This window comes from Nitrosomonas ureae (genome assembly GCF_900108305.1).
Lineage (GTDB): Bacteria > Pseudomonadota > Gammaproteobacteria > Burkholderiales > Nitrosomonadaceae > Nitrosomonas > Nitrosomonas ureae_B.
This window is the reverse complement of record NZ_FNUX01000005.1, coordinates 87,769-109,878: the sequence shown is the minus strand read 5'-3', so window position 1 is coordinate 109,878 and position 22,110 is coordinate 87,769. Positions and strand designations below refer to the sequence as shown.

23 protein-coding genes are annotated in these 22,110 nt (G+C 46.7%); 9 read left to right on the top strand and 14 right to left on the bottom strand.

What is annotated here, in order from left to right:
* Positions 1-235 precede the first annotated feature (235 nt).
* The 4 genes from glnE (at position 236) to C4S39_RS15990 (ending at position 4,144) form a co-directional block, all read left to right on the top strand.
* The gene (gene glnE, locus C4S39_RS04755) at positions 236-3,028 is read left to right on the top strand and encodes a bifunctional [glutamate--ammonia ligase]-adenylyl-L-tyrosine phosphorylase/[glutamate--ammonia-ligase] adenylyltransferase (RefSeq protein WP_103965944.1); all 2,793 of its coding nucleotides are present in this window, start codon (positions 236-238) and stop codon (positions 3,026-3,028) included.
* A gap of 183 nt (positions 3,029-3,211) precedes the next feature.
* Positions 3,212-3,670, top strand: a complete 459-nt coding sequence (locus tag C4S39_RS04750; RefSeq protein WP_103965895.1) for a pilin — start codon at positions 3,212-3,214, stop codon at positions 3,668-3,670.
* 77 nt (positions 3,671-3,747) lie between these two features.
* Positions 3,748-3,909: a DUF4160 domain-containing protein gene (locus C4S39_RS15995; RefSeq protein WP_103965894.1), complete on the top strand. Its 162-nt coding sequence runs from the start codon at positions 3,748-3,750 to the stop codon at positions 3,907-3,909.
* 112 nt (positions 3,910-4,021) lie between these two features.
* Positions 4,022-4,144, top strand: a complete 123-nt coding sequence (locus C4S39_RS15990) for a DUF2442 domain-containing protein (RefSeq protein WP_103965943.1) — start codon at positions 4,022-4,024, stop codon at positions 4,142-4,144.
* Positions 4,145-4,236: 92 nt separating this feature from the next.
* Here the strand turns inward: C4S39_RS15990 and C4S39_RS04735 are convergent, their stop codons facing one another.
* Genes C4S39_RS04735 through C4S39_RS04710 form a run of 6 tightly spaced genes read right to left on the bottom strand, consistent with a single transcriptional unit; the run spans position 4,237 to position 10,075 of the window.
* Positions 4,237-6,618: a GspE/PulE family protein gene (locus C4S39_RS04735; RefSeq protein WP_103965893.1), complete on the bottom strand. Its 2,382-nt coding sequence runs from the start codon at positions 6,616-6,618 to the stop codon at positions 4,237-4,239.
* 11 nt (positions 6,619-6,629) lie between these two features.
* Positions 6,630-7,394, bottom strand: a complete 765-nt coding sequence (locus C4S39_RS04730; RefSeq protein ID WP_103965892.1) for a 3',5'-cyclic-nucleotide phosphodiesterase — start codon at positions 7,392-7,394, stop codon at positions 6,630-6,632.
* Positions 7,395-7,415: 21 nt separating this feature from the next.
* Positions 7,416-7,841, bottom strand: coding sequence for a universal stress protein (locus tag C4S39_RS04725; RefSeq protein WP_103965891.1), 426 nt, complete (start codon positions 7,839-7,841; stop codon positions 7,416-7,418).
* A 30-nt stretch (positions 7,842-7,871) separates the two neighbouring features.
* Complete coding sequence (locus C4S39_RS04720; protein WP_103965890.1) at positions 7,872-8,597, bottom strand: TerC family protein; 726 nt, start codon at positions 8,595-8,597, stop codon at positions 7,872-7,874.
* Between the two features lie 43 nt (positions 8,598-8,640).
* Positions 8,641-9,825, bottom strand: a complete 1,185-nt coding sequence (locus C4S39_RS04715) for a patatin-like phospholipase family protein (RefSeq protein ID WP_103965889.1) — start codon at positions 9,823-9,825, stop codon at positions 8,641-8,643.
* Positions 9,818-10,075, bottom strand: coding sequence for a hypothetical protein (locus C4S39_RS04710; RefSeq protein WP_103965888.1), 258 nt, complete (start codon positions 10,073-10,075; stop codon positions 9,818-9,820). The genes C4S39_RS04715 and C4S39_RS04710 overlap by 8 nt, the downstream gene beginning before the upstream one ends.
* Positions 10,076-10,235: 160 nt before the next feature.
* Here C4S39_RS04710 and pip point away from each other — a divergent pair, with 160 nt between their 5' ends.
* Positions 10,236-11,198 (top strand): prolyl aminopeptidase, encoded by a 963-nt coding sequence (gene pip / locus C4S39_RS04705; RefSeq protein WP_103965887.1) that lies wholly within the window; start codon positions 10,236-10,238, stop codon positions 11,196-11,198.
* A 46-nt stretch (positions 11,199-11,244) separates the two neighbouring features.
* On the opposite strand, the gene C4S39_RS04700 is transcribed toward pip, so the two are convergent.
* Entirely contained in the window at positions 11,245-11,961 is a 717-nt protein-coding gene (locus C4S39_RS04700) for a phosphoadenylyl-sulfate reductase (RefSeq protein WP_103965886.1), read from the bottom strand.
* A 421-nt stretch (positions 11,962-12,382) separates the two neighbouring features.
* Between C4S39_RS04700 and C4S39_RS04695 the strand changes: the two genes are divergently transcribed.
* From C4S39_RS04695 to greB, 3 genes are all read left to right on the top strand, one after another.
* Positions 12,383-12,898: a hypothetical protein gene (locus C4S39_RS04695; protein WP_103965885.1), complete on the top strand. Its 516-nt coding sequence runs from the start codon at positions 12,383-12,385 to the stop codon at positions 12,896-12,898.
* A 361-nt stretch (positions 12,899-13,259) separates the two neighbouring features.
* The gene (locus C4S39_RS04690; RefSeq protein ID WP_103965884.1) at positions 13,260-13,802 is read left to right on the top strand and encodes an ATP-dependent zinc protease family protein; all 543 of its coding nucleotides are present in this window, start codon (positions 13,260-13,262) and stop codon (positions 13,800-13,802) included.
* 27 nt (positions 13,803-13,829) lie between these two features.
* Positions 13,830-14,378, top strand: a complete 549-nt coding sequence (gene greB, locus C4S39_RS04685; protein ID WP_103965883.1) for a transcription elongation factor GreB — start codon at positions 13,830-13,832, stop codon at positions 14,376-14,378.
* A 174-nt stretch (positions 14,379-14,552) separates the two neighbouring features.
* Here greB and C4S39_RS04680 read toward each other — a convergent pair whose 3' ends face one another.
* Both C4S39_RS04680 and pstB read right to left on the bottom strand, forming a co-directional pair.
* The gene (locus tag C4S39_RS04680; RefSeq protein ID WP_103965882.1) at positions 14,553-15,545 is read right to left on the bottom strand and encodes a VWA domain-containing protein; all 993 of its coding nucleotides are present in this window, start codon (positions 15,543-15,545) and stop codon (positions 14,553-14,555) included.
* Between the two features lie 408 nt (positions 15,546-15,953).
* Complete coding sequence (pstB, locus tag C4S39_RS04675; protein WP_146059746.1) at positions 15,954-16,826, bottom strand: phosphate ABC transporter ATP-binding protein PstB; 873 nt, start codon at positions 16,824-16,826, stop codon at positions 15,954-15,956.
* Positions 16,827-16,869: 43 nt separating this feature from the next.
* Here pstB and C4S39_RS15120 point away from each other — a divergent pair, with 43 nt between their 5' ends.
* The gene (locus C4S39_RS15120) at positions 16,870-17,049 is read left to right on the top strand and encodes a hypothetical protein (RefSeq protein ID WP_146059745.1); all 180 of its coding nucleotides are present in this window, start codon (positions 16,870-16,872) and stop codon (positions 17,047-17,049) included.
* Here the strand turns inward: C4S39_RS15120 and pstA are convergent.
* From pstA to C4S39_RS04650, 5 genes are all read right to left on the bottom strand, one after another.
* On the bottom strand, positions 17,041-17,886 hold the full coding sequence (gene pstA, locus C4S39_RS04670) for a phosphate ABC transporter permease PstA (protein WP_103965881.1): 846 nt from the start codon (positions 17,884-17,886) through the stop codon (positions 17,041-17,043). The two genes, C4S39_RS15120 and pstA, sit on opposite strands and share 9 nt — an antisense overlap.
* An 8-nt stretch (positions 17,887-17,894) precedes the next feature.
* Positions 17,895-18,857: a phosphate ABC transporter permease subunit PstC gene (pstC, locus tag C4S39_RS04665; protein WP_103965880.1), complete on the bottom strand. Its 963-nt coding sequence runs from the start codon at positions 18,855-18,857 to the stop codon at positions 17,895-17,897.
* Positions 18,858-18,899: 42 nt separating this feature from the next.
* Entirely contained in the window at positions 18,900-19,964 is a 1,065-nt protein-coding gene (gene pstS, locus C4S39_RS04660; protein WP_103965879.1) for a phosphate ABC transporter substrate-binding protein PstS, read from the bottom strand.
* A 461-nt stretch (positions 19,965-20,425) separates the two neighbouring features.
* Positions 20,426-20,689: a hypothetical protein gene (locus C4S39_RS04655; RefSeq protein ID WP_103965878.1), complete on the bottom strand. Its 264-nt coding sequence runs from the start codon at positions 20,687-20,689 to the stop codon at positions 20,426-20,428.
* A 31-nt stretch (positions 20,690-20,720) separates the two neighbouring features.
* Positions 20,721-22,046, bottom strand: a complete 1,326-nt coding sequence (locus tag C4S39_RS04650; RefSeq protein WP_103965877.1) for an alkaline phosphatase PhoX — start codon at positions 22,044-22,046, stop codon at positions 20,721-20,723.
* Between the last annotated feature and the right edge of the window lie 64 nt (positions 22,047-22,110).

Genomic DNA, 22,110 nt, shown 5'->3' with positions numbered 1-22,110 from the left:
GTCAATCGCTTTGATTATTTGAATCCGCAGCAATATACGAAGTATCGGTAGATTGTGCTATTGGATTCTCGTTTTTATCAAGCACCTTTTTCTTTTTTTGTTAATTATTCCATATAAAATCATGGATTCATATTATTATGCAGAATTCTAGCATTTACTCTGATAACGTTGTATTTTGATTTTGCTTAACCTGGTATCAGTAGATTGGGTTACAGTGAAGAATTACCGTTCAATGATGGACACCACCGATCACTCCCCAGACGCAGCGCTGGCTGCAGCGCTACCCTTCAGCCGTTATGCGCAACGCCTGCTGGAAAGCGAGCCCGCGCAAAAAAATGTATTGCTGGAAACCCTCCAGTTTCCTCTCCAAAAGGTTGAGATGCAAACATTCCTTGCCTCTTACGCCAAACATATCACGGATGAGAAAACTTTACACAGCGCGCTGCGCAATTTGCGCAAACAAACCATGCTTCGTTTATTTATCCGCGACATTAATGGCCAAGCGGATTTATATGAAGTCATGCGCTGCATGACCGAACTTGCCGAGGTCACGATCAATTTCGCACTTCAATACCATGAAAACTGGATGACGCAACCCGATCGCTTCGGATTACCGCGCGGCGAACATAACCATAACATTCAACACCTGCTGGTTGTCGCCATGGGAAAACTGGGAGGCGGAGAGCTCAACGTATCATCCGATGTCGATTTAATCTTTGTCTATCCGGAAGAAGGTGAAACCGATGGCGCCAAGTCGATTTCCAACCATGAATTCTTCGCCCGCCTGGGACGTAAACTGATCGCCAGCCTTAATGATTTTACCGTGGACGGGTATGTATTCCGGGTCGACATGCGTTTGCGCCCGCATGGTGAGAACAGTCCGCTAGCCATCAGTTTCCCCATGCTGGAAGAATATTTCTTCAAACAAGGCAGAGAATGGGAACGTCACGCCTGGATCAAAGGCCGGATCATCACAGGCCATGCTGACGTCGAAACGCAATCGATCCTGATGGAAAAAATAGTCAGGCCTTTTGTGTTCCGTAAGTATCTGGATTTTAACGCGTATGCATCGATGCGCAGCCTGCATGCGCAATTGCGCAAGGAAGTCGAGCGCCGTGAAATGCACGACAATATCAAACTGGGGCCTGGCGGTATTCGTGAAATAGAATTTATCACGCAGGTATTTCAATTAATCCGCGGCGGCCGCGATGTGGATCTGTGTATTCGCCCCACACTCGGCGTCCTGCAACGCCTGAGAAAAAAGCAGCAACTACCGGAACAAGCCATCACGGAACTCATCGATGCTTATCACTTCCTGCGCAAACTGGAACACCGCCTGCAATACCTGGACGATCAGCAAACGCAAACATTGCCATTGAATCCGGATGACCAGCGCTTAATCGCAAGTGCCATGAACTTCCAGAATTATGCCGGCTTTATGCGTCAATTGGATATTCATCGTAGAGACGTAACGCGTCACTTTGAGCTCATTTTTGCCGCTCCCAAAAAATCGCGCACGCATGACACGCTGGCTTATCTGTGGCAGACCAAGGCACAGGATACCTCGCAAACCGAAGCCGCCGCATCGCAATTGAGCACGATGGGATTCACCGAGCCGGAGAAAGTGTCCGAGCGGCTCCGGCTGTTTTATCAAAGCACTTTCTATCATCAACTGCCTGAATTCAACCGGCAGCAGATCAATACCCTGGTTCCCTTGCTAATCGAAGCAATGGCCAAGCTCCCGCCGGTTGAAACCACGCTCGAACGCATGCTGCAACTGCTCGAGAAGATCAGCGCGCAAACATCTTACCTGGCGCTGCTGCTGGAACATCCCCATACCCTGCAGCGGGTCGCGGAACTGGCCGGCATCAGCCAGTGGGCCAGCGACTATCTGGGGCGGCATCCCATTTTGATGGATGAGTTATTACGCCGCGATGTACCGCACCCGGCGCCTGACTGGACAACGCTTAATCACGACCTTATGTATCAATTGAATCATGTCAATAATCCGAAAAATGACGTGATCGAGTGGCAAATGGATGTTCTGCGGCACTTTCAGCACGCGCAGGTTTTCCGGTTACTGGTCACCGATCTGAAAGGCTCCCTGCTGCTCGAAACGCTGAGCGATCACCTGACCGCGCTGGCCGATCTGATTCTGGACAACGTATTGAATCTCGCCTGGGCGGGTTTAAAAAAACGTCACCGGGAGACACCGGCGTTTGCGATTATCGGCTATGGCAAGCTGGGCGGGAAAGAACTGGGCTATGTCTCCGATCTTGATATGATCTTTTTGTATCAGGATGATCATCCCGATGCGGCGGAAATCTACACCAAACTGGGACAAAGCATCAATGCCTGGCTCACCCGCCACACATCGGCCGGTTTACTGTATGAAACCGATCTGCGCTTGCGCCCGAATGGCGCAACCGGTTTACTGGTCAACTCGATGGAAGCTTTCGCGCAATACCAGCATGAACAAGCCTGGGTATGGGAACATCAGGCATTGACCCGGGCGCGTTTCGTAGTGGGCGACTCCCACGTGGGGAAAGTATTTGAAAACACCCGCAAAGAAATTCTGTGCAACGCGCGCGACGTGACCCGGCTCAAGCAAGAGATTCTGAAAATGCGCGAGAAAATGCTGGACGTTCATCCCAACCCGACCGCCTTGTTCGATATCAAGCATGACCGCGGTGGTATCATTGATGTTGAATTCATCGTGCAATACCTGGTTCTGGGCTATGCCTGCCAATATCCGCAACTCACCGGGAATATCGGCAACATCGCGTTATTAAAACTGGCCGGGGAACTCGGGCTGATCTCGACCGGCACGGCGGAGCAAGTTCGCTCGGGGTACCGGGAATTCCGCCGTATCCAGCATCGCCTGAGATTAAACGGCGATTCAGACATGACGGTACGCGCATCCATCGATGGAGAAGCACAGAAATTCGCCCGGGTCGATGGCAGTCATTTAAAAAAAGATCGCAAGGCCGTGCTGGCGCTATGGGAAGAAGTTTTTGGCCATGAATAAATCAATCCGGAAAAAATCGCTCACAATCCTATGCGCAGCCGATGGATCGGATAGCAGTGGCAAACCACAATGAACTGATATTTATTTTGCTGCAATTATATTAAATAAAATTTCTGGCACGATTTCTGCTTATGAAGCATCACACACACTGTGTGCCCTAATCAACCTAAAGGAGAACAACAAATGCAACACACGCAAAAAGGTTTCACATTGATTGAATTAATGATCGTTGTCGCTATCATTGGCATTCTGGCTGCAGTGGCAATTCCCGCTTATCAAAACTATACGTTAAAAGCAAGATTCACTGAAGTTGTCAATGCAACTGCTCCATATAAAACAGCTGTAGAATTGTGCGTTCAAACTGGTAATTGCAATAACGCTGGCGCGGTCCAAGTTGCTGCAACTGGTGCACGTGGAGCCATTGAGGTTCCAAATGATATGGCGACAGTTACAGGGATAGTAACCTCTATAGCAGTTGGTGCCAATGGCGCGATTACGGCAACCCCAGTTGCTGGCCAAGGCATTGCAGCAGCAGATACTTACGTAATCACCCCAACCATCGTCGCTGGTTCAGGAGGTGTAACCTGGGCAGTTACTGGTGGATGTCTTGCCGCAGCTGGTGGTGCTGGCAAAATTTGCTAACCACACAAATTTGATAGGCTGAGACTCTTTATAGAGCAACAGTCGTAAGCGCTCTAATAAAAAACCGCCTTTAACAAATAAAGGCGGTTTTTTATTTTTTTAATCAGCGTAAACTCGTTCATGTGAAGAAATGGAGCAGGATTGCCAAATTCTGGCTCGACCCAGTGCGCTTGCAAAGTAGTGGCGGTTTTTCGCGAAATGAAATGAGGTGTATTCAAGGAATTATCAGTGAACATTAATCACAACTGAAAGAGGCATGACATGCATACTTCCATGATTGAAATAGAAATTCCTGCCGCAGAAAACGTTACGGTAACAAGAGGATAACTTACAGGTTGATTTGGATACGAAATACACTGGGAAGACCTGGATGAAGATATCAGTGTTGAAGGATTACTGGCAGGCAAACCTTCGGGTGAGAGTCAAATATCCTCCAAAAAATGGCTGGAAAACCGATCATCCCGCCCGGGATAAATTGTCATTTGCCGTTAACTTATTTACGGCTCCGGACAGTGCAACACGTTACGTCAGAATGTGACCATTTACGTCACATTCAGTCGAATCGGTTACTTGATACACACCACCCGCACTTGATGAATATCCGTCACGCCCTGCAAAACCTTTTCGATGCCATCCTGCTTAAGCGTGCGCATGCCCTCGCTTAAAGCCGTCACCAGCATTTCCGCCACGCGCGCGCGCTCCTGGACATTCTTCTTCAGCGCGTCGCTGGCGGTCATCAGTTCATGCAATCCCACCCGGCCGGAAAAGCCGGTGTTATTGCACTGATCGCAACCAACCGGTTTATGCAGCATGATCTGTCCGCTTTCATCGCCGTACCGTTCGATCCATTGCTGACGGATTTCCTGCATCGCCGCTTCGGGATCGGCTTTGAAATGATCGATATTCCTGAGCTCTTCGCAGTATTCGCTTAACAGCGCGTTGATTTCCCGTTCGTCGGCTACATACGATTCCTTGCATTTGCATAAACGCTTGGTCAGCCGTTGCGCCAGAACGCCCAGCAATGCATCGGAAAAGTTAAACGGATCCATCCCCATATCCAGCAAACGGATCACCGATTCCGGCGCGCTGTTGGTATGCAGCGTGGCTAAAACCAAATGCCCCGTGAGCGAGGCTTCAATGCCGATGCTGGTGGTTTCCTTGTCGCGCATCTCACCCACCATGATGATATCGGGATCCGCACGCAGGAACGAACGCATGATCACCGGGAAAGTCAGCCCGGCTTTGACGTTGATCTGCACCTGCCGCAGCCCCTTTTGGGTGATCTCCACCGGATCCTCCGCGGTCCAGATTTTGGTATCGTTGCGATTGAGATATTTCAGCACCGAATGTAGGGTGGTGGTTTTACCCGAACCTGTGGGGCCGCAGACAAAAAATAATCCATAAGGTTTACTGACAATTTTTTTCAGTTCCCCCAGATTACGCTCGGTGAATCCCATTTTATCCAGCGGGATCGGCTCTCCGGCGGCCAGAATACGCATTACGACATCTTCCACCCCGCCCGCCGAAGGAATGGTCGCAACCCGCAATTCAATATCCAGCGGCGCAAACTTTCTGAATTTAATCTTGCCATCCTGAGGCCTGCGCTTCTCCGAAATATCCAGATCGCACATGATCTTGATCCGCGTCACCAGCGGATTGCGATAACTGGCCGGAATTTCGATATAGGGCATCAACGAACCATCCTTGCGGAAGCGGATTTTGGTTTTTTCCTTACCTGAAAAAGGCTCGATATGAATATCCGACACCCCCATCTTATAGGCATCAGTGATAATTTTATTCACCAGCTTGACCAGTTCATTGTCCGACGCCGCTGAAGATTCCTCTATGTCGTTGGAGCCTTCTTCAGCATGCTCATCCCCAAGATTAAAAAGCATTTCATTAATATCACCGGTACCCGCCTCATCCTGACCGCTGCCATAAAACTGCTCTACCGTCGCCGTGAATTCACGCTTGGTAGTGACTGCATAAATAATCTTGTGTTTGGGAAAAATCGTGTTTGCAATGCGCTGCGACTTGATCTGTTCCGGATCGAGCGTTAAAACCACCAGCCCCTCTTTGGTTTCATTAATTGGCAGCAACGCATTACTTTCAACATAATCTTTTTTGATATTCTTGAGCAAATCCATCGGCTTGATCCGATCGCCCCGGAAAGGCTCGTACCTGGCTCCAAAAAACAAGGCCAGTGCCTTACCGATGAGCGGCAAGGCAACCTGAAACTCATCCACCAGCACATCTTCCAAATCACAGCCTTTTTTTCGCGCTGAACGTGTTGCAAGATCAAGTTCCGCGGCGGAAATTACCGCATCGGAAATCAGATAGTCATATTTTGATTTAATCAGCCGCACCGGTTGTTGCCGCTGATTAAGAGCAACCGCCAGCGCTCGGCAGATTTCCGTGGCCTTCTTCACTGTAGCGGCTGAGAAAGGCTCATTATTATTGCTGTTAATGACCTGAACCACGCCCGTCAGGTCCTGGTTATTCGGATTTAAGATTGGCACCACCAGCATTTGTTTGGTTCGATAACCGGTACGCTTGTCGACATCGTTGGAGAAAATCAGCGATGCGCTAATTTTTTTCAACTCGGATTTATTGTAAACATCCTCAATATTGACCACTTTCTTCTGCAATCCGGCAAAACCAACAATACTTTTCTCCGTTACCGGTATTTGCAGATCCTGAAACGAATCAAGCCCTGTTTTAACTCGTGACACAAAACATGATTTATCTGCGCTCAATGAATAAATGGTTAAGCGATCTGCATTAAACAGGGCACAAATATCTTTACTGATTTCCGCCATGATTTCGTCCAAATTATTGGCAGTATTTATCTTGCCGATAACTTTACGGAAATTCGCAATCACATCCGGTTCCTCAAGGGTATTAGAGGTATCTTTCGGCTGATGAGGCGTTAATACAGTTGCATTCATGGCATCACATCCTAAAATTCAAGTAATTGATTATTCTCAAGCTGGCGAGGATGATAACTTCCCATACACTGATTGATTTCCTGCATCGTTATTTCAGCCTCGCCGGGTTTTAAATGCGTGATAAATATCTCCACTGCCCGTTCCAATTTCATCATATCTTCTGCCAGCAAGCTGGGACAATAATGCTGGGATCTTTGAGCGATATCCCGCTTTCGATTACAGAAAGCCGACTCAACAATTAAATATTTCAGATTTTCAATTTTATTAACGGCTGCCCACAACGCATCATTAGTCGTAGTATCGCCTGTGAATACCAGACTGGCTTGTCCGGAATCGAGCCGATAGCCCACAGCCGGGACGGTATGATACGCAGGCAATGGCGTGATTTTTCGCTGTTTGAGGTAGATGGTTTGATCCAACGCCAGAGCTTCATAGCGCATATAAGGCATGGAGGCTACAGGGATTTGTGTAAAATCCGGCCAGAGATACCAGTTGAATAAGTGCTTTTGCAGTATATCCAGTGTCGCCGGTATGGCATGAATGGTTATCGGCTTGGTGCGCATGGAACCAACGGTATCCACCAGAAAAGGAATAAAAGCCACATGATCCAGATGTGCGTGCGTCACCAGAATATGATCAATCTTGACCATTTCTTCGATGGTCAAATTTCCTACCCCGGTTCCTGCATCAATGAGAACATCATCATCCAATAACATGGCCGTGGTGTGCGCACCGCTTCCTACTCCCCCGCTACATCCCAGAACCCTGAGTTTCACCGTATCGGCCTCAGGAAAACATTATCTAACCAGCAATACGGGAAGGCTCGACAGTTGCATCACTTTGTTCGTCACCGACCCCAGCAGCAGACTTTGTATACCGCCTTGACCACGCGGCCCCATGACAATCTGATCATATTGCTTTTCGACCGCAAAACGAACAATCATTTCAGCCGGATCTCCGATAGTAATGTGATGTTGATAGGGAATCCCTGCCTGATCCAGTAAATCACGAGCGGATTGCAGATTTTTTAATCCTTCTTCCTGATGATATTGCGTGATATCCGATTGATTAATAAATAATGAAATATTGCCATCGAGAGGATATTGCACGCTCAATAAATGCAATTCCGGTTTTTCCTTATACCAATCCAGTAATTGAATAAACTTGCCGATTGTCTTGTCGGAATTATCAGAACCATCAACAGGTAACAGGATTTTTAGCATGATCAATCTCCTTATTTCTAATAACAGCAATTATTGTTTGTATTTTTCTTCATCCACCAAATCAATGACAGGGCCAATCCTGGCCTGCTGCCGGGCAGCCAGCATTTTACCCAGCACAATCACCAGCAAAGCCATTGCCAGCGGCGCAATCCAGTGTAAATATCTGGCCTGGGTACTGACCCAATCTTTAGTAGCCACATCGGTGACCGCCATATCGCCCGCGATCCACCCCAGCAGTCCGGCGCCAATCAGGATCGCCACCGGATAACGATCCATGACTCTCATCACCAGCTGACTTCCCCACACGATAATCGGCACACTGATGACCAAACCGAAAATTACCAGACCCATACTATCTTTAGCCGCACCCGCAATAGCGATTACATTGTCGAGACTCATCACGGCATCGGCCACAATAATCGTTTTAATCGCGCCCAATAAGGTTGTACTGGCATCAATGTCATGCCCCTCCACCACCTCCTCTGGTTGCAGCAATTTGATACCGATCCATAGCAACAGAACCGCACCGACAATTTTCAAGTAGGGGATAGCAAGCAAACTTAACGCAAAAAAGATCAGCACCACGCGTAATCCAATAGCACCGACAACACCCCACATAATGCCCAGTCTACGTTGATGTTCCGGCAGGCGCCGGCAGGCAAGCGCGATGACAACTGCATTATCGCCTCCCAGCACGATATCAATTGCGATGATTTGCATAACAGCAATCCAGAATTGCGGACTATCAAAAGCCATTTAATCTTTCCCGATTAAAATTCAAATCAAAATCACAAAAAATTCAACCGCCATTTTTCTCTGCCTTATCCTCAACGCCAATAAACTTCAGCAGCTCGGTTTTCTGCTGCAAGGTATCGTTATAACCCAATTCAATCAAATGCCGGCAAAAAGGCGCTTCAAATAATACATAGCTCAGCAAGGTCGATCCATTGGGCCCCATGGCACCAATAGCGCGATAGAGATAACGCATGATCCACGGCAGGGTATGGGCATAGTTCTGTGCAATCTCGTTGATACCTTCGCTGGGCGCAATCATCATTGCTTCAACCGGACGCAATGAAACATTGTTTTGTTTAAATACTTCAGAGGGAATCAATTTCAGCGTTTCATTAATGCGCAATAAACGCTCCAGATCAACATCCAGGCTATCGACAAAAATACTGTTCAACGCATGCCCCGCAATCTGCGCAAAAGGTGGATAACTCGTAGCGCTGGTACGTTTGGGTTCATCGGTTACTGGTTTACGCACGCCAATAATCAACACCTTATCGGCGCCCAAATGAAGCGCCGGACTAATCGGCGCCAACTGACGCATCGAACCGTCGCCAAAATACTCACGATTCAATTTCACGGCCGGAAAAATGAAAGGTATCGACGAAGAAGCCATTAAATGCTCAACTCCTATTTCAACCGGGACACCCAGCCGCTGCGCCCTTTTCCAGGGCAAAACCTCTCTGGCTGCTTGATAGAAAGTAACCGACTGCCCCGAGGTATAGCCCCATGCGGTCAACCCCAAGGCATGCAGTGCGCCGGAACGGATGCAGTGCTGAATGGCGCGAAAAGAAAAGCGGTTTTTTAACAACGCTTCCAAGGGCGCATTATCCAATAAGGAAACTGGATTATGCTGGCCGTATTCGGTCGAAATCAACGACAGTAAGCATCGCAAAGTATTATGAGTCACACCGACCACATCAGAGCGGTGAATCTGATCTACGTGAAAATTTGACCAAACATCCTCTAGTTGCGCTACACCTTCAGAAAAATTGTTGGCCGCAACGGCTATGCTGGCAGCATTAATAGCACCTGCCGATGTCCCGCAAATAACAGGAAACGGATTACGAGACTTATCCGGCAGCAATTCCACAATAGCGCGCAATACACCTACCTGATAAGCTGCGCGCGCACCCCCTCCGGTCAGTACAAGCCCAACCTTTGGCGCACCTAGATTATGCTTTTTTTCATGCACGGACTGCAGATACTAACTTCACTCTTTCCAACGCATCTTGCAAGGTTTCTTCCGGTAAGTTATTAAGCGATCTGGATAAAATTTTCGCCGCCTGGCAAGCCGATGCGGGCAACGCAGCACTATCCAATTCGGCTACAAACATGGCCGCGGCCCCTGTGGTATCCAGCAAACATTGACGCTCATTCATTAAAATCTCCATCTCTTCACGTAACATGGAAACTTCCCGTCCTTTCAGTATAGTATTGGGCATATATTATTCCTTAAAACATTGATACAGTATGCAACCTATGCAATCTTTCAAGCAATATATCAGAACTGTAATTCATTTAAGCTTTAAACTCTGTGCGGTTTGTCACGCTATTCTTTCAATTTCATGACTCATTCATCAGGAATCACTTTCGTTACCCACTATGAACAATCATTCAGCTGCTGAACTATACCCCGAAATCGAGCCTTATGGTCAAGGAAGATTACCCTTGGATGAAATTCACACCATGTATTGGGAAGAATCCGGAAATCCTGCCGGAATTCCAGTTATATTTCTGCACGGTGGTCCTGGAGCCGGATCAACCCCGGCGCACCGGCGTTTCTTTGATCCGACCTATTATCGTATTGTAATTTATGATCAAAGAGGCGCAGGACGCTCGACTCCGCTCGGTGAAACTCGCGCAAATACAACCCCTCACCTGATTAGCGATCTGGAATTGCTCAGACTGCATCTGGAAATTGATCGATGGCTGGTATTTGGAGGTTCCTGGGGCAGCACATTGGCAATTGCCTACGGCGAGGCGCATCCGGAACGCTGCCTGGGGTTTATTCTGCGGGGAATTTTTCTTTGCCGCAAGCAGGAGATCGATTGGTTTCTTTATGGACTTCGCAATTTATTTCCCGAAGCCTGGCATGTTTTGGTCGCCCCGCTATCAACGGAAGAACGCGACGATATTCTTGCGGCTTACTATCAGCGTCTGATGAACCCCGATCCGGCCATACATTTACCTGCCGCGCGCACTTGGAGCACCTACGAAGGTTCGTGCTCCACACTGTTACCCAATCCGGCCACGATCAGTTATTTTGCCAGCGATACTGTCGCATTGGGTTTGGCACGCATGGAAGCGCACTACTTTAGCCATAACATTTTTTTGCCGGAAAACGCTTTGCTGAAAAACGTGCATAAACTGCACGGCATTCCCGCCACCATTGTGCAAGGGCGTTATGATGCGGTCTGCCCAATCGTCAGCGCCGACGATCTGCATCAGGCCTGGCCACAAGCTGAATATATCATTATTGATGACGCCGGCCATTCGGCATGGGAACCCGGCATACAATCAGCCCTGGTCAGAGCTACCGATCAATTTAAAATCACAATCAAATAATTCAAAGACTCACTTTGCAAGGCATGGCCGTATATCAATTAGTGAATTAAAGATGCAAACCACATTCGGTCTTTGGCTTCCCAACCCAACGACCGCTGCGGCCTTCACCTTTTACAGTGCAATGCGTGCAGCCTATCGAGGAATACCCCTCAGCCACAAGCGGGTGGAAAGGTAATTTATGCTCAAGAATATAGGCGTCGCGTTCTGCACGAGTCACATCAATCATCGGATTAAATTTAATAATTCCGCGCCGTTCTTCAAAAATACTCAAGCTTGCACGATGATCCGTCTGCCAGTTCATCAAACTTGACACCCAAACATCATGGTTGGGCTTGATTTCTTCCAATGGACTAATTTTATTTATCGTACAGCAGAAATCAGGATCCACTTCATACAGTTTTTCTTTCTTACTGTACCAGTGCTGATAACCATCCGCTCTCAGATCCTTGACTTTAAGATGATATAACCCGATCAAATAATCGCGATATAACAAGGTTTCCGGAAAATGAAAACCCGTATCTACAAAAAAAATAACCTGTTCCGGACGAATACGGGAAATAATGTGCAGGAAATAAGCAGAGGTTGCTGCAAATGAGGATGTCACCATTACTTTTTCAGGGTGGAAATCCGTATAGAGATTGCGCAATCGCTCCTCAAAATTGAGCGGGCGGTAACGATCATTTAATTCGCTAATAGCCTGCATGCTCAGACCAGCACTATTAGCATTATCATTTTTTTGAATTACAGCGGCTACTTCAGACATAAGATTCTCTTATTAATCAATTTCCATATAACGAACTCAGACTTTCTCACTTTGCCATCACGACACAGATAGCGAATATTTTTCGTGTAAACGCACAAGCACGAAATATCCCCTACTTAACTGCAAAATACCGAGTATCCCCTAAGCTGTCAAACACATTACTGATGTATCCGGAAAATTGTTTTCCGATTCAGAGCACTCAATCTCTTATTTAATGCTCCGCCTCTACTCATTCTCAAAAACTTAATGCTACTGCAATGTTGATGACATCGGCATGTCATGGTCGCTTGCTAGTATATCCCTCGCATACATCATGCTCGTCATACTCGTGATGTATGCAAATACGGAGGATGCATTATTGAGCACACTCAGTGTTCGTAATGTGCTCGACAATACTTTAAAAACACATCGGAGATTTCACATGAAAATGCAAAAAATGTCGTTACTGTCTTTAGTTGCTGCATTGTTGTTTGTTAGTTTCAATGCAATGGCCGCATGCGGAGATCAGGTTCAAACCAAATTAACCCAACCTGCCTATGCAAATCTGAACGCCATATTGACACCTGCACAAGTAACAAAATTCAGAAACAGACTAAATGCAGTTGTAGGTCCGGGTACTTACAACGCATTACTCAATGAAGCTAACACAGTCGCAGCACTGATAACGGATGGCCGTGTTCTGATCACGCTTCCCGATGGAACTGTCGTTGTTGATACCTCTAAAGGAGCAGGCAACACCTATCCCAATTTTCAAGCTAAAACAATCAATGAAAACCACAATTCCCGCATCGCTATCTTAGATGCGCAGCTATGGGCTTGTGGCGTTGGCTTGGAAACCAAAACCAGTACATCAACTGGCGCCGTAGAAGTTTATTTGGCAAAACGCCTCGGTGCTTATTTGAACAGCGCTGGAACCGTAAGACTTTCACATAAATAATCACAGTTCTTCATTGAGCGTTCAGCTCGCAAGAGTGGATTGCAATCGGGCAATCCACTCTTTTCACAACTGCGCCAATTTTTTTCCTATGCAGGCTTTCTCTGATAATATAAATAAAGCTGGGCAACTTACACCTGTTTCAACCAAGCGGATACAAATTTCGCAAACTTTTTATCGCTAGCCAGCGTGTTTGACACTTCATTCAGTTTCCGGTATTTTTTAAGAAGACGCTCATTTTTCCTGCGTGCCGATTCATTACATCCGCATCAATGCAGTTGCATAATTATTAAAATCGTTGTTCAAAATATGAGTTCACATTGTGCTCAAATAACAATGAATCCTTACAAAAAATATACTTGTTATGAAATCACAAAAAACCTATCCGTTTTATTTTATTTTTCTGCCGCTGACAGGCATAATTTTTTTTCTGACGGCAACACCTGTTACAGCAAACAAATCCGTTTACGGTTATCTTGAACCCGTAACGCTAGCGCCTGATAAAGTTACGCTGACGGCAAAGCTGGATACAGGCGCTGAAACTGCTTCAATATCCGCGACAGATATTCAGTTATATGAAAAAGAAGGCGAAGAGTATGTAAAGTTTAAAGTTTCTCATCCTGAATTGGAACAAACACTCCACTACAATTTACCGATTGTTCGCTATTCAAAAATAAAAAGACGGGCCATTGATGGCGCTCAAGCTCAAAAATACCATTCACGTCCTGTCGTAAAGATACAAATTCACTTTGATGGAAAACCCTATAAAATCATGGTTAATTTGATCGACCGTTCCCGTTTCTCAACACCATTGCTGTTAGGCAGAAAAGCATTAGAAAAAGTTGACGCTATTGTTGACAGCACTGTAGCAAATACGCTTCTGGCAAAAAACAGAAACTATTACTAAAAAAATTTCTAGTGAAGATCTCTAAGTATGAGTAAAGCATTTACCAAGGAAAATGAGGACGACGATGACCTGGACGACACACCGGAATTACCGCAGAGTATAAAGAATTACATTACGCCAGGCGGATATCAACGATTGAGAGATGAATTCGATCAATTGTGGAAAGTGGAACGCCCGGAATTGGTAAAAACCATTACCTGGGCAGCTTCCAATGGGGATCGTTCAGAAAATGGTGATTACATTTACGGCAAAAGACGCTTGCGCGAAATTGATCGCCGCTTGCGTTTCTTATCCAGACGCCTGGATAGTGCGGAGATAGTTGATCCCGCGCAGCGTGGCGAATGCGATCAGGTTTTTTTTGGCGCTACCGTAACGGTCTGCAATGCTCTGAGTGAGAAACAAACTTACAGCATTGTTGGCATGGACGAAGCAGAACCCGGATCTGGCCGCATCAGTTGGATTTCACCGCTGGCCAAAGCATTGCTCAAAGCGCATGAAGGTGATGCTGTAACGTTGCATACTCCAGGTGGGGTGGAAGAACTGGAAGTGATTGAAATTCATTATCAAGCGTTATAAAAAAACAAACTCTTCAAGACAGTAAATGGCTGGCGTATTTTGAAAGAAACAGGCAGGAAAGCAATAGATTGGAAAATAACCAAGGCAACCCTATACCAGGCATTTCATAGTTAAGCAAACATGCAAAGGCCGCGTTCTTTCCAGAACGCGGCCTCCTTAATTCACAAAAACCGATTAGGCGATACGGCGCCGGTTAACCCAGCCCAACAGCAGTAAACCCAAGCCAAGCATCGCGTATGTGCTAGGCTCTGGAACAGCAGTGAGTATCAACTCTGCAGACGCACTATTACCTAGCGTATCGTAAGCAACAGCGGTAAATACATTGTCACCGGGAGCAAGTGTAGCATTGGGTAATACAAAATTTCCCAGACCGTCGATGGCAATATCGTTAATCAATACACCGTTGTTCATTGTCACGTCTACATGATCGATACCTACCAGATTTCCGGAAGTGCCATTGAACAAATCAATCAGGCTTGTCAGACTGCTGACATTCGTATAAATGCCATTACCTGAAGTAGCGATGTTTTGCATAGTGAATGCATCATGACCTGGAAGGCCCACGGTATGAATGGCATCGACACCCGCACCTAATGCGGCAAGAGCGTTACTTGCAGGATCTCCTGAACTAAGACCATCGGAAACCACTACCATCATTTGCGTAGCGCCTGCAGTGTGATTGGCGCCGGTAAGTTCGGTAGCCGCACTGTCAATACCAGCGCCGATGTTGGTTCCACCCGAGGCATCTATTGCATTGATTGCCGATATTACCGCGGCCGAACCGCTGGATAATGGCGTGAGGCTCTGCAATATGCTTGCACTGGAATCGAAATCGATTACGCTGACCGAAGTGCTTGCAGCAGGCAGCGCATTCACTAGTGCTGTAGACGCCTCTTGCAGCCATTGGTTGAGGGTCTTGCCGCTATCCACCACACCCATGCTACCCGAAGAATCAAGTACCAAGGCCAGATCCAAGCCGCTACCGCCTACGATACCACTGGCATTAGCGTTGCCGAACGGATTTACCACCTGGCCCGCAAAGTACACGCCGGAAGGCGATGGCCCTGTCCAATTTACCGCTACCGCGGCCAGTGCTGAGCTTGACGTTGCAAACATGGCCAATGCCAGCATGGATAAGGCAAAACAATACTTAGGGATTCTTTTCATTATTCTTCTCCAATAAAGCTTATTTTTAATAAAATTTTTTTCTGCATTCGCGACTATAAATAATCAGTGGACTGTATATTCCGATCAAAATAGTCAAGAAATTCTATCAGATTATTTCGCTAACATAAGGGAGACATGGTCAAATTAGCATAGTATTTAAGTCAAGCAATAACATGTTATTTATCCATGTTAATCATTATCTTAATAAATTAAGGCATCCCACACGCGGCTCACTCAAACTGGAAACAAAATTTCCCGCAAAAAAGTAATACTGAACGGGAAAGCCGGGATAATGAGAAGCGAGCAAAAGTGACCATGCATGTAAGGGAAGTTGCTCAATCTGATACAAATGCACAGGCACTGTCGGACTGACAAGAGCCACAAATCTTTTTGGCTATATAATGTATTTCAACCAAACTTACCCGTAATGTAATCCTCAGTAGCTTTCTCTTTGGGTGTGGTGAAAATCGTATCTGTTTCACCAAATTCGACCAATTCTCCTAAATACATGTAGGCGGTAAAATCGGAAACGCGTGCTGCCTGCTGCATATTGTGCGTGACAATAACGATGGTGTAATCTTGCTTAAGTTGAAAAATAAGCTCTTCAATATGCGCGGTGGAAATCGGGTCCAGCGCCGAAGTTGGTTCGTCAAGCAACACCACTTCGGGCCTCACTGCAATGGTGCGGGCAATACACAAGCGTTGTTGCTGTCCGCCTGAGAGACTCATGCCGCTTTGATTCAGCTTATCCTTAACTTCCTCCCATAGCGCAGCTTTCCGTAATGCCCATTCGACTCGTTCCATTAATTCACTGCGGTTTAAACTTTCATATAACTTCACGCCAAATATCACATTATCAAAAATGGACATAGGAAAAGGTGTCGGTTTCTGAAATACCATACCCATTTTAGCGCGCAGGATATTGATATCGTGCTTCTTATCAAGAATATTGACGCCATCCACCCTGATCTCGCCGCGGGCTACCTGGCTAGGATAAAGTTGATACATACGATTGAACGTACGCAATAATGTCGATTTCCCGCAACCGGATGGGCCAATAAACGCGGTAATCTTTTTCTCCAGGATATTCATGCTGACGGACTTGAGTGCATGGTGCTTGCCGTAGTAAAAGTTTAAATCGTTGATGGTAATTTTGGTATCAGCTCGTTTTGCTTGATTGATATTCATCGTAGCCTTAAATTCAGAGACTTCTTCCGTAATTTGCGGATGTTCGTGCGACCCCGATAACTTACTGTAAAATAATATCTGCTGGTTTCTCATGCTCATCACCTGTTGTTTATGCATCTGTCTTTTTATTAGGGAAATGCTGATTAACTGGCTGCACGAGCGAATCACTTCGTTGCGCGGTACTCACGCCTTCGCCTATCTTGTTGATATGTCTCAGTTGCTGCGTTCCGGGCGCCTCGCGCTTCATCTCGTTCGCCGAATTAATCAGCGTTTCCTTAGTAATCCGGTAATTGGCGGTAAAAAAACTTTAACCTGACAACGTCCTCTTGCGCAGAAAAAAGCGCGCAATGATATTGAGCCCCAAAACACTCAATGTAATCAACAATGCACCAGCCCATGCCAACTCCTGCCATGATTCATACGGACTCATGGCAAACTGGAATATAACTACCGGTAAATTCGCCATCGGTTGATTCATGTCCACAGTCCAGAACTGATTATTCAGCGCCGTGAAAAGCAACGGGGCAGTTTCTCCGCTGATACGCGCAACTGCCAGCAGCACGCCGGTCAATATGCCTACTTCGGAAGCACGCCAGGTCACCAGTGTAACCACTTTCCATGGGGGAGCGCCTAAAGCTGCAGCTGCTTCACGAAGACTGTCCGGAATGAGTCGAAGCATATCCTCCGTGGTGCGCACAACAACCGGAATGACAATGATCGAGAGTGCCAGAGCGCCCGCCCAGCCGGAAAAATGACCAACCCTGGCCACATAAACAGTATAAACAAACAATCCGATAACGATAGACGGCGCAGATAGCAGAATATCGTTAATAAAACGGGTGATTGAAGCTAACCAGCCGTGCTGACCGAACTCAGCCAAATAGGTGCCCGCCAGAATACCCACGGGTGTACCGATCAGAGTGGCCAGCGCTACCATCATCAGACTGCCAATGATCGCATTGAGCAGCCCGCCTGCGCTACCTGGCGCTGGTGTCATCTCGGTAAACAGCGCAACACTAATGCCATCCAATCCCTTGCCAACCAGGACAAACAATATCCAGAATAACCAGAACAGGCCAAAAATCATAGCCAAGACGGAGAAAGTCAAGTGAAGAATATTGATCATGCGTCTTCGGGTATAGACTGAAATCATACAAACCTCTACGTAGCAACACCTTCGCGTTTTTTCAGTTGTATCAACAAGAGCTTGGAACAACCTAATACCACAAAAGTGATAAGGAACAGAATCAAACCCAGCTCAATCAAAGCCGAGGTATACAATTCGCCGTCGGCCTCGGTGAATTCATTTGCCAGCGCCGAAGCAATGCTGTTTCCGGGCATAAAAAGGGAAGCGTGTAACTGATGCGCGTTACCAATCACAAACGTAACCGCCATGGTTTCACCCAATGCCCGCCCAAGCCCGAGCATAATCCCGCCGATAACACCGCTTTTGGTATAAGGCAAAACCACGTTCCAGATCACTTCCCAGGTGGTGGCACCAAAAGCATAGGCTGACTCCTTTAGCATGGAAGGCACAATCTCGAATATATCACGCATGACGGCAGCGATAAAAGGAATGACCATGATCGCCAATATAATGCCGGCGGCTAACATGCCTATTCCCATAAAAGCGCCTTCAAACAGAAACCCAATGCCCGGCAAATCTCCAAAAGTATTCTGCAGCCAAGGTTGCACGGTGCTGGCAAAAAACGGGGCAAATACAAATAGCCCCCACATGCCGTAAATAATGCTGGGAATTCCGGCTAAGAGCTCTATCGCCGTTCCAAGCGGACGGCGCAGCCACGATGGAGATAGTTCCGTCAGGAATAATGCGATACCGAAGCTCACGGGAATACCGATTGACAGTGCAATGATTGCGGTAACCAAAGTACCCACAATCGGCACCAATGCGCCAAATTGCTCTGTTACCGGATTCCATTCCGGACTAATGAGGAAGTTAAAACCAAAAGTTTTAATGGCAGGCAGACTGCCCACGACAAGCGAACCTATAAGCGCAACCAGCAGAACTAAAACGATCACGGTAAAAAACCAGGTCGTTTTTTGAAATAACTGATCCAGTAGTCGTTGCCTTGTTAGCTTTGCTGCAGAAATAATTTTTGACATTGATCGTTGTGTATGGCTGTAATGGCCAGGCGCATGTTATTTTTATGGGCTATTCGCGCTCGCGCTAACAGTGTATATCGCGCGGCCATCCTTATCTTTGATATTGGCTTCCCAGGAGGTCTTAATCAAAGCAACAAGATTGTCGGGCAGCGGAATATAATCCAATTCCAGCGCTGTATGATTGCCATGCGCATAGGCCCACTCAAAAAACTTTAATACTTGCATTGCATGCGCCGGCTTACTCTGGGATTTGTGCATTAGAACAAAAGTAGCGCCTGTAATCGGCCAACTGCCTGAACCTGGCTTGTTAGTAAGAATTTCGTAAAACCCGGAATCTTTATCCCATTCAGCATTGGCAGCGGAAGCCCTGAAACTCTCTTCGGTAGGCAATACATAATGACCTGCCAGGTTTTGCAGTTGCACATAATGCAGTTTGTTTTGTTTTACGTAAGCCGCTTCGACGTAACCAATCGAATTCTTGATTCGCTTCACGAAATTGGCCACGCCTTCATTACCTTTCCCGCCAGTACCTATCGGCCAGGCCACTGAAGTCGCTGCACCTACTTTGGCTTTCCATTCCGGGCTCACTTTACTTAAATAATCAGTAAACAGGAAAGTAGTGCCGGAGCCATCCGCACGATGAACGATCGCAATATTGCTGGCTGGCAAAACAATGTCCTCATTCAATGCGGCGATGGATGCATCATCCCAGCGCTTGATTTTTCCCAGGAAAATATCGGCCAAAACTTTTCCGGTTAATTTAATCTGACCTTCTCCGATTCCCTCAAGATTGGTAATTGGCACTACGCCACCCAGCACCGTAGGAAATTGTGTCAAGCCATCCTTCTCCAGATCTTCCCGTGTCAGAGGCTTGTCGGATGCCCCGAAATCCACAGTCCTGGCTTTGATTTGCTTGATACCGCCACCGGAACCAATGGATTGATAATTCAACCGGATACCTGTTTCCTTATGATATCTATCCGCCCACTTGGCATAAACCGGATAAGGAAAAGTAGCGCCCGCACCGGTAATATCAGCGGCAGTCGCTATTGTTGCGCACAGTAGTGCTGTAGCAGCTGCCAATGCATGAAAAAAGTGCAATCTCATTTGAATGCTCCTGTCGCGAACATAAATCTGGAATAAGATGAAATTTTAATCGCTTGATATGACAGAGTGATGACAAACAGATTACTTTTGAGAATCCCCTCAGTAACTGCAGGCAAATAGCAGGCTGAGAGGAAAGGTAGTTAGAAGATAGTAAAACATAGAACCCAATTCAACACGCCCACAATCTCCAGGATTGTTGTGACACTTTAAACTACTCCAGTGCTTGGGTTAAGCGGTTATTTTCCAGTGCATAGAGAGGAAGGCATAGAAAATCTTTTGAGAAGAAGTTACGGTAGTACTATGAACACGTACTCCTAAGGAAACGCTGATTAATTCGGCGAACGAGATGAAGCACGAGGCGCCCGGAACGCAGCAACTGAGACATATCAACAAGATAGACGAAGGTGTGAGTACCGCGCAACGAAGTGATTCGCTCGTGCAGCCAATTAATCAGCGTTTCCTTAATATTCATAAATTTTATTACGTGATACCGGGGGTTTATTTCCCCGTGAATATTTTGTATTAAAGTGATGTATTTTATTACCGGGTTTATTGCAAATAATGGTAAACAACAAATAAGCCGAATAAAGATAAAGCCCCATAAACAAAACTGAAATACTTCCCCAATCCACAGTCAGCTCATAAAATGCGATGCTGATGATGATACTAAGCAACACAAAACCCATGAACGCAACTACTCGCACCAGTAAATTATCAATTTTCATGCATGGCTCCTTATGTAAGTGTATTAAGCGATTATTCCCCATCCCGATCGAATCGCTTGTTGGTAATGATCATGGTCTTATCATTTCCGGTACCGGAATGCTGGATGTTTACAAACAACGTGTGCGGATCCTTGCCAAAATAGATACCGGTACCTTCCGCAGCAGCATCTTTCAATGAAGCAAATAAATACACACCATCACTGAAACCATCACCATCTTCATCAGGCAACGCAACCCAGATATCGCTGTTTGGGTTATCCTCGACAATCCACAATTTGCCATCCGGACCGCGCGCCAGATTATCAGGTCTCATGAACCCGGTTACACCAATGGTCGTACTTGTGGGTCTCACTTCATGGGGAACATTCACTCCAGGCTGGACGAAGTAGCTCACTATCGGAACGGATGCCAGTTTAATAGCCAATATTGCACCGGGGCCATCAGTGTTGATCGGATCGTTAGCATCCTCACAGGTTAATGCTGCAAACAAAGTATGCCCGATGCGCTCCAAATCCTCCGGACGGCAAAAAGGCGTAGCGCCTACGGCTTGAGCGGCAACCCTGGCATTGACCTGCACCTGATTCATATCCAGCGCAATCCATTCGGCCTCACCGGTTTTGATACCATTCTTCACCCGTAGAACATATAGCTGGCCCTTGCTCAAGTCACCATAGGCATGCGGTACGAATTTATAGATAGATCCTGTTTCAGTTTCATCAATGACGTAGACGTTGCCTTCATCATCAATTTCAATACCTTCGTGGGCAAGTGACCCCAGCATGGGGCGAACTTTGATTTCTACTGCGGTGGTCGGGTCGTTCTTGGCGAATATTATTTCGTATAGCATGCCACTCTCTGCATCAGGCACATCCGGGTCGGGCAGTGCGGCTGAAATGGTTTCCTCAGCGAAAAGAAGAGTCTGCCAGGGCGTCCATACCAATCCATCCAGCGCTTCCCAATCATGACGTTGCGCCAGAATATTGGCTTTACCGGTTTTCAAATCCACAATGGATATAGCGCCACCGGCATAAGGAGCAAGACCCGGCCGCGCTTCATGTGTACGATACAGATAACGACCCGCGTGCTTTCCGGTTTCGTTGACGGTGTTCATATCGGGTAAATCATTCAAGCCAGGATAAATATCCAAATGGCGCTCATCCGAAATAATGTGTTGCGTAAAACCTTTCGGAATGATCCAAGGCTCGCTATCAAGAACGAGTGGATCAGTCGTTGTTTGCTCATAAGCAGAAGCTGCGATTGGTTTGAAACTCATGGGGCCATCTACCAGTACCGCTTCAGCATAAACCCATGTGGTCAACACAGCACAAACCGGTAGTGCCCAGGTTGATTTATTCATGAGTTTCTCCTGAAAATTGAATTACATTTGGTTTATCGTCGGACAACCAGCTTACCGTCGTCAG

Excerpts from the sequence above, each read along its gene's own strand:
- glnE (WP_103965944.1), top strand. The coding sequence starts at position 236 with ATGGACACCACCGATCACTCCCCAGACGCAGCGCTGGCTGCAGCGCTA.
- C4S39_RS04750 (WP_103965895.1), top strand. The coding sequence starts at position 3,212 with ATGCAACACACGCAAAAAGGTTTCACATTGATTGAATTAATGATCGTT.
- C4S39_RS04735 (WP_103965893.1), bottom strand. The coding sequence starts at position 6,618 with ATGAATGCAACTGTATTAACGCCTCATCAGCCGAAAGATACCTCTAAT.
- C4S39_RS04725 (WP_103965891.1), bottom strand. The coding sequence starts at position 7,841 with ATGCTAAAAATCCTGTTACCTGTTGATGGTTCTGATAATTCCGACAAG.
- C4S39_RS04720 (WP_103965890.1), bottom strand. The coding sequence starts at position 8,597 with ATGGCTTTTGATAGTCCGCAATTCTGGATTGCTGTTATGCAAATCATC.
- C4S39_RS04710 (WP_103965888.1), bottom strand. The coding sequence starts at position 10,075 with ATGCCCAATACTATACTGAAAGGACGGGAAGTTTCCATGTTACGTGAA.
- pip (WP_103965887.1), top strand. The coding sequence starts at position 10,236 with ATGAACAATCATTCAGCTGCTGAACTATACCCCGAAATCGAGCCTTAT.
- C4S39_RS04700 (WP_103965886.1), bottom strand. The coding sequence starts at position 11,961 with ATGTCTGAAGTAGCCGCTGTAATTCAAAAAAATGATAATGCTAATAGT.
- C4S39_RS04695 (WP_103965885.1), top strand. The coding sequence starts at position 12,383 with ATGAAAATGCAAAAAATGTCGTTACTGTCTTTAGTTGCTGCATTGTTG.
- C4S39_RS04690 (WP_103965884.1), top strand. The coding sequence starts at position 13,260 with ATGAAATCACAAAAAACCTATCCGTTTTATTTTATTTTTCTGCCGCTG.
- greB (WP_103965883.1), top strand. The coding sequence starts at position 13,830 with ATGAGTAAAGCATTTACCAAGGAAAATGAGGACGACGATGACCTGGAC.
- C4S39_RS04680 (WP_103965882.1), bottom strand. The coding sequence starts at position 15,545 with ATGAAAAGAATCCCTAAGTATTGTTTTGCCTTATCCATGCTGGCATTG.
- pstB (WP_146059746.1), bottom strand. The coding sequence starts at position 16,826 with ATGAGAAACCAGCAGATATTATTTTACAGTAAGTTATCGGGGTCGCAC.
- C4S39_RS15120 (WP_146059745.1), top strand. The coding sequence starts at position 16,870 with ATGCTGATTAACTGGCTGCACGAGCGAATCACTTCGTTGCGCGGTACT.
- pstA (WP_103965881.1), bottom strand. The coding sequence starts at position 17,886 with ATGATTTCAGTCTATACCCGAAGACGCATGATCAATATTCTTCACTTG.
- pstC (WP_103965880.1), bottom strand. The coding sequence starts at position 18,857 with ATGTCAAAAATTATTTCTGCAGCAAAGCTAACAAGGCAACGACTACTG.
- pstS (WP_103965879.1), bottom strand. The coding sequence starts at position 19,964 with ATGAGATTGCACTTTTTTCATGCATTGGCAGCTGCTACAGCACTACTG.
- C4S39_RS04655 (WP_103965878.1), bottom strand. The coding sequence starts at position 20,689 with ATGAAAATTGATAATTTACTGGTGCGAGTAGTTGCGTTCATGGGTTTT.
- C4S39_RS04650 (WP_103965877.1), bottom strand. The coding sequence starts at position 22,046 with ATGAATAAATCAACCTGGGCACTACCGGTTTGTGCTGTGTTGACCACA.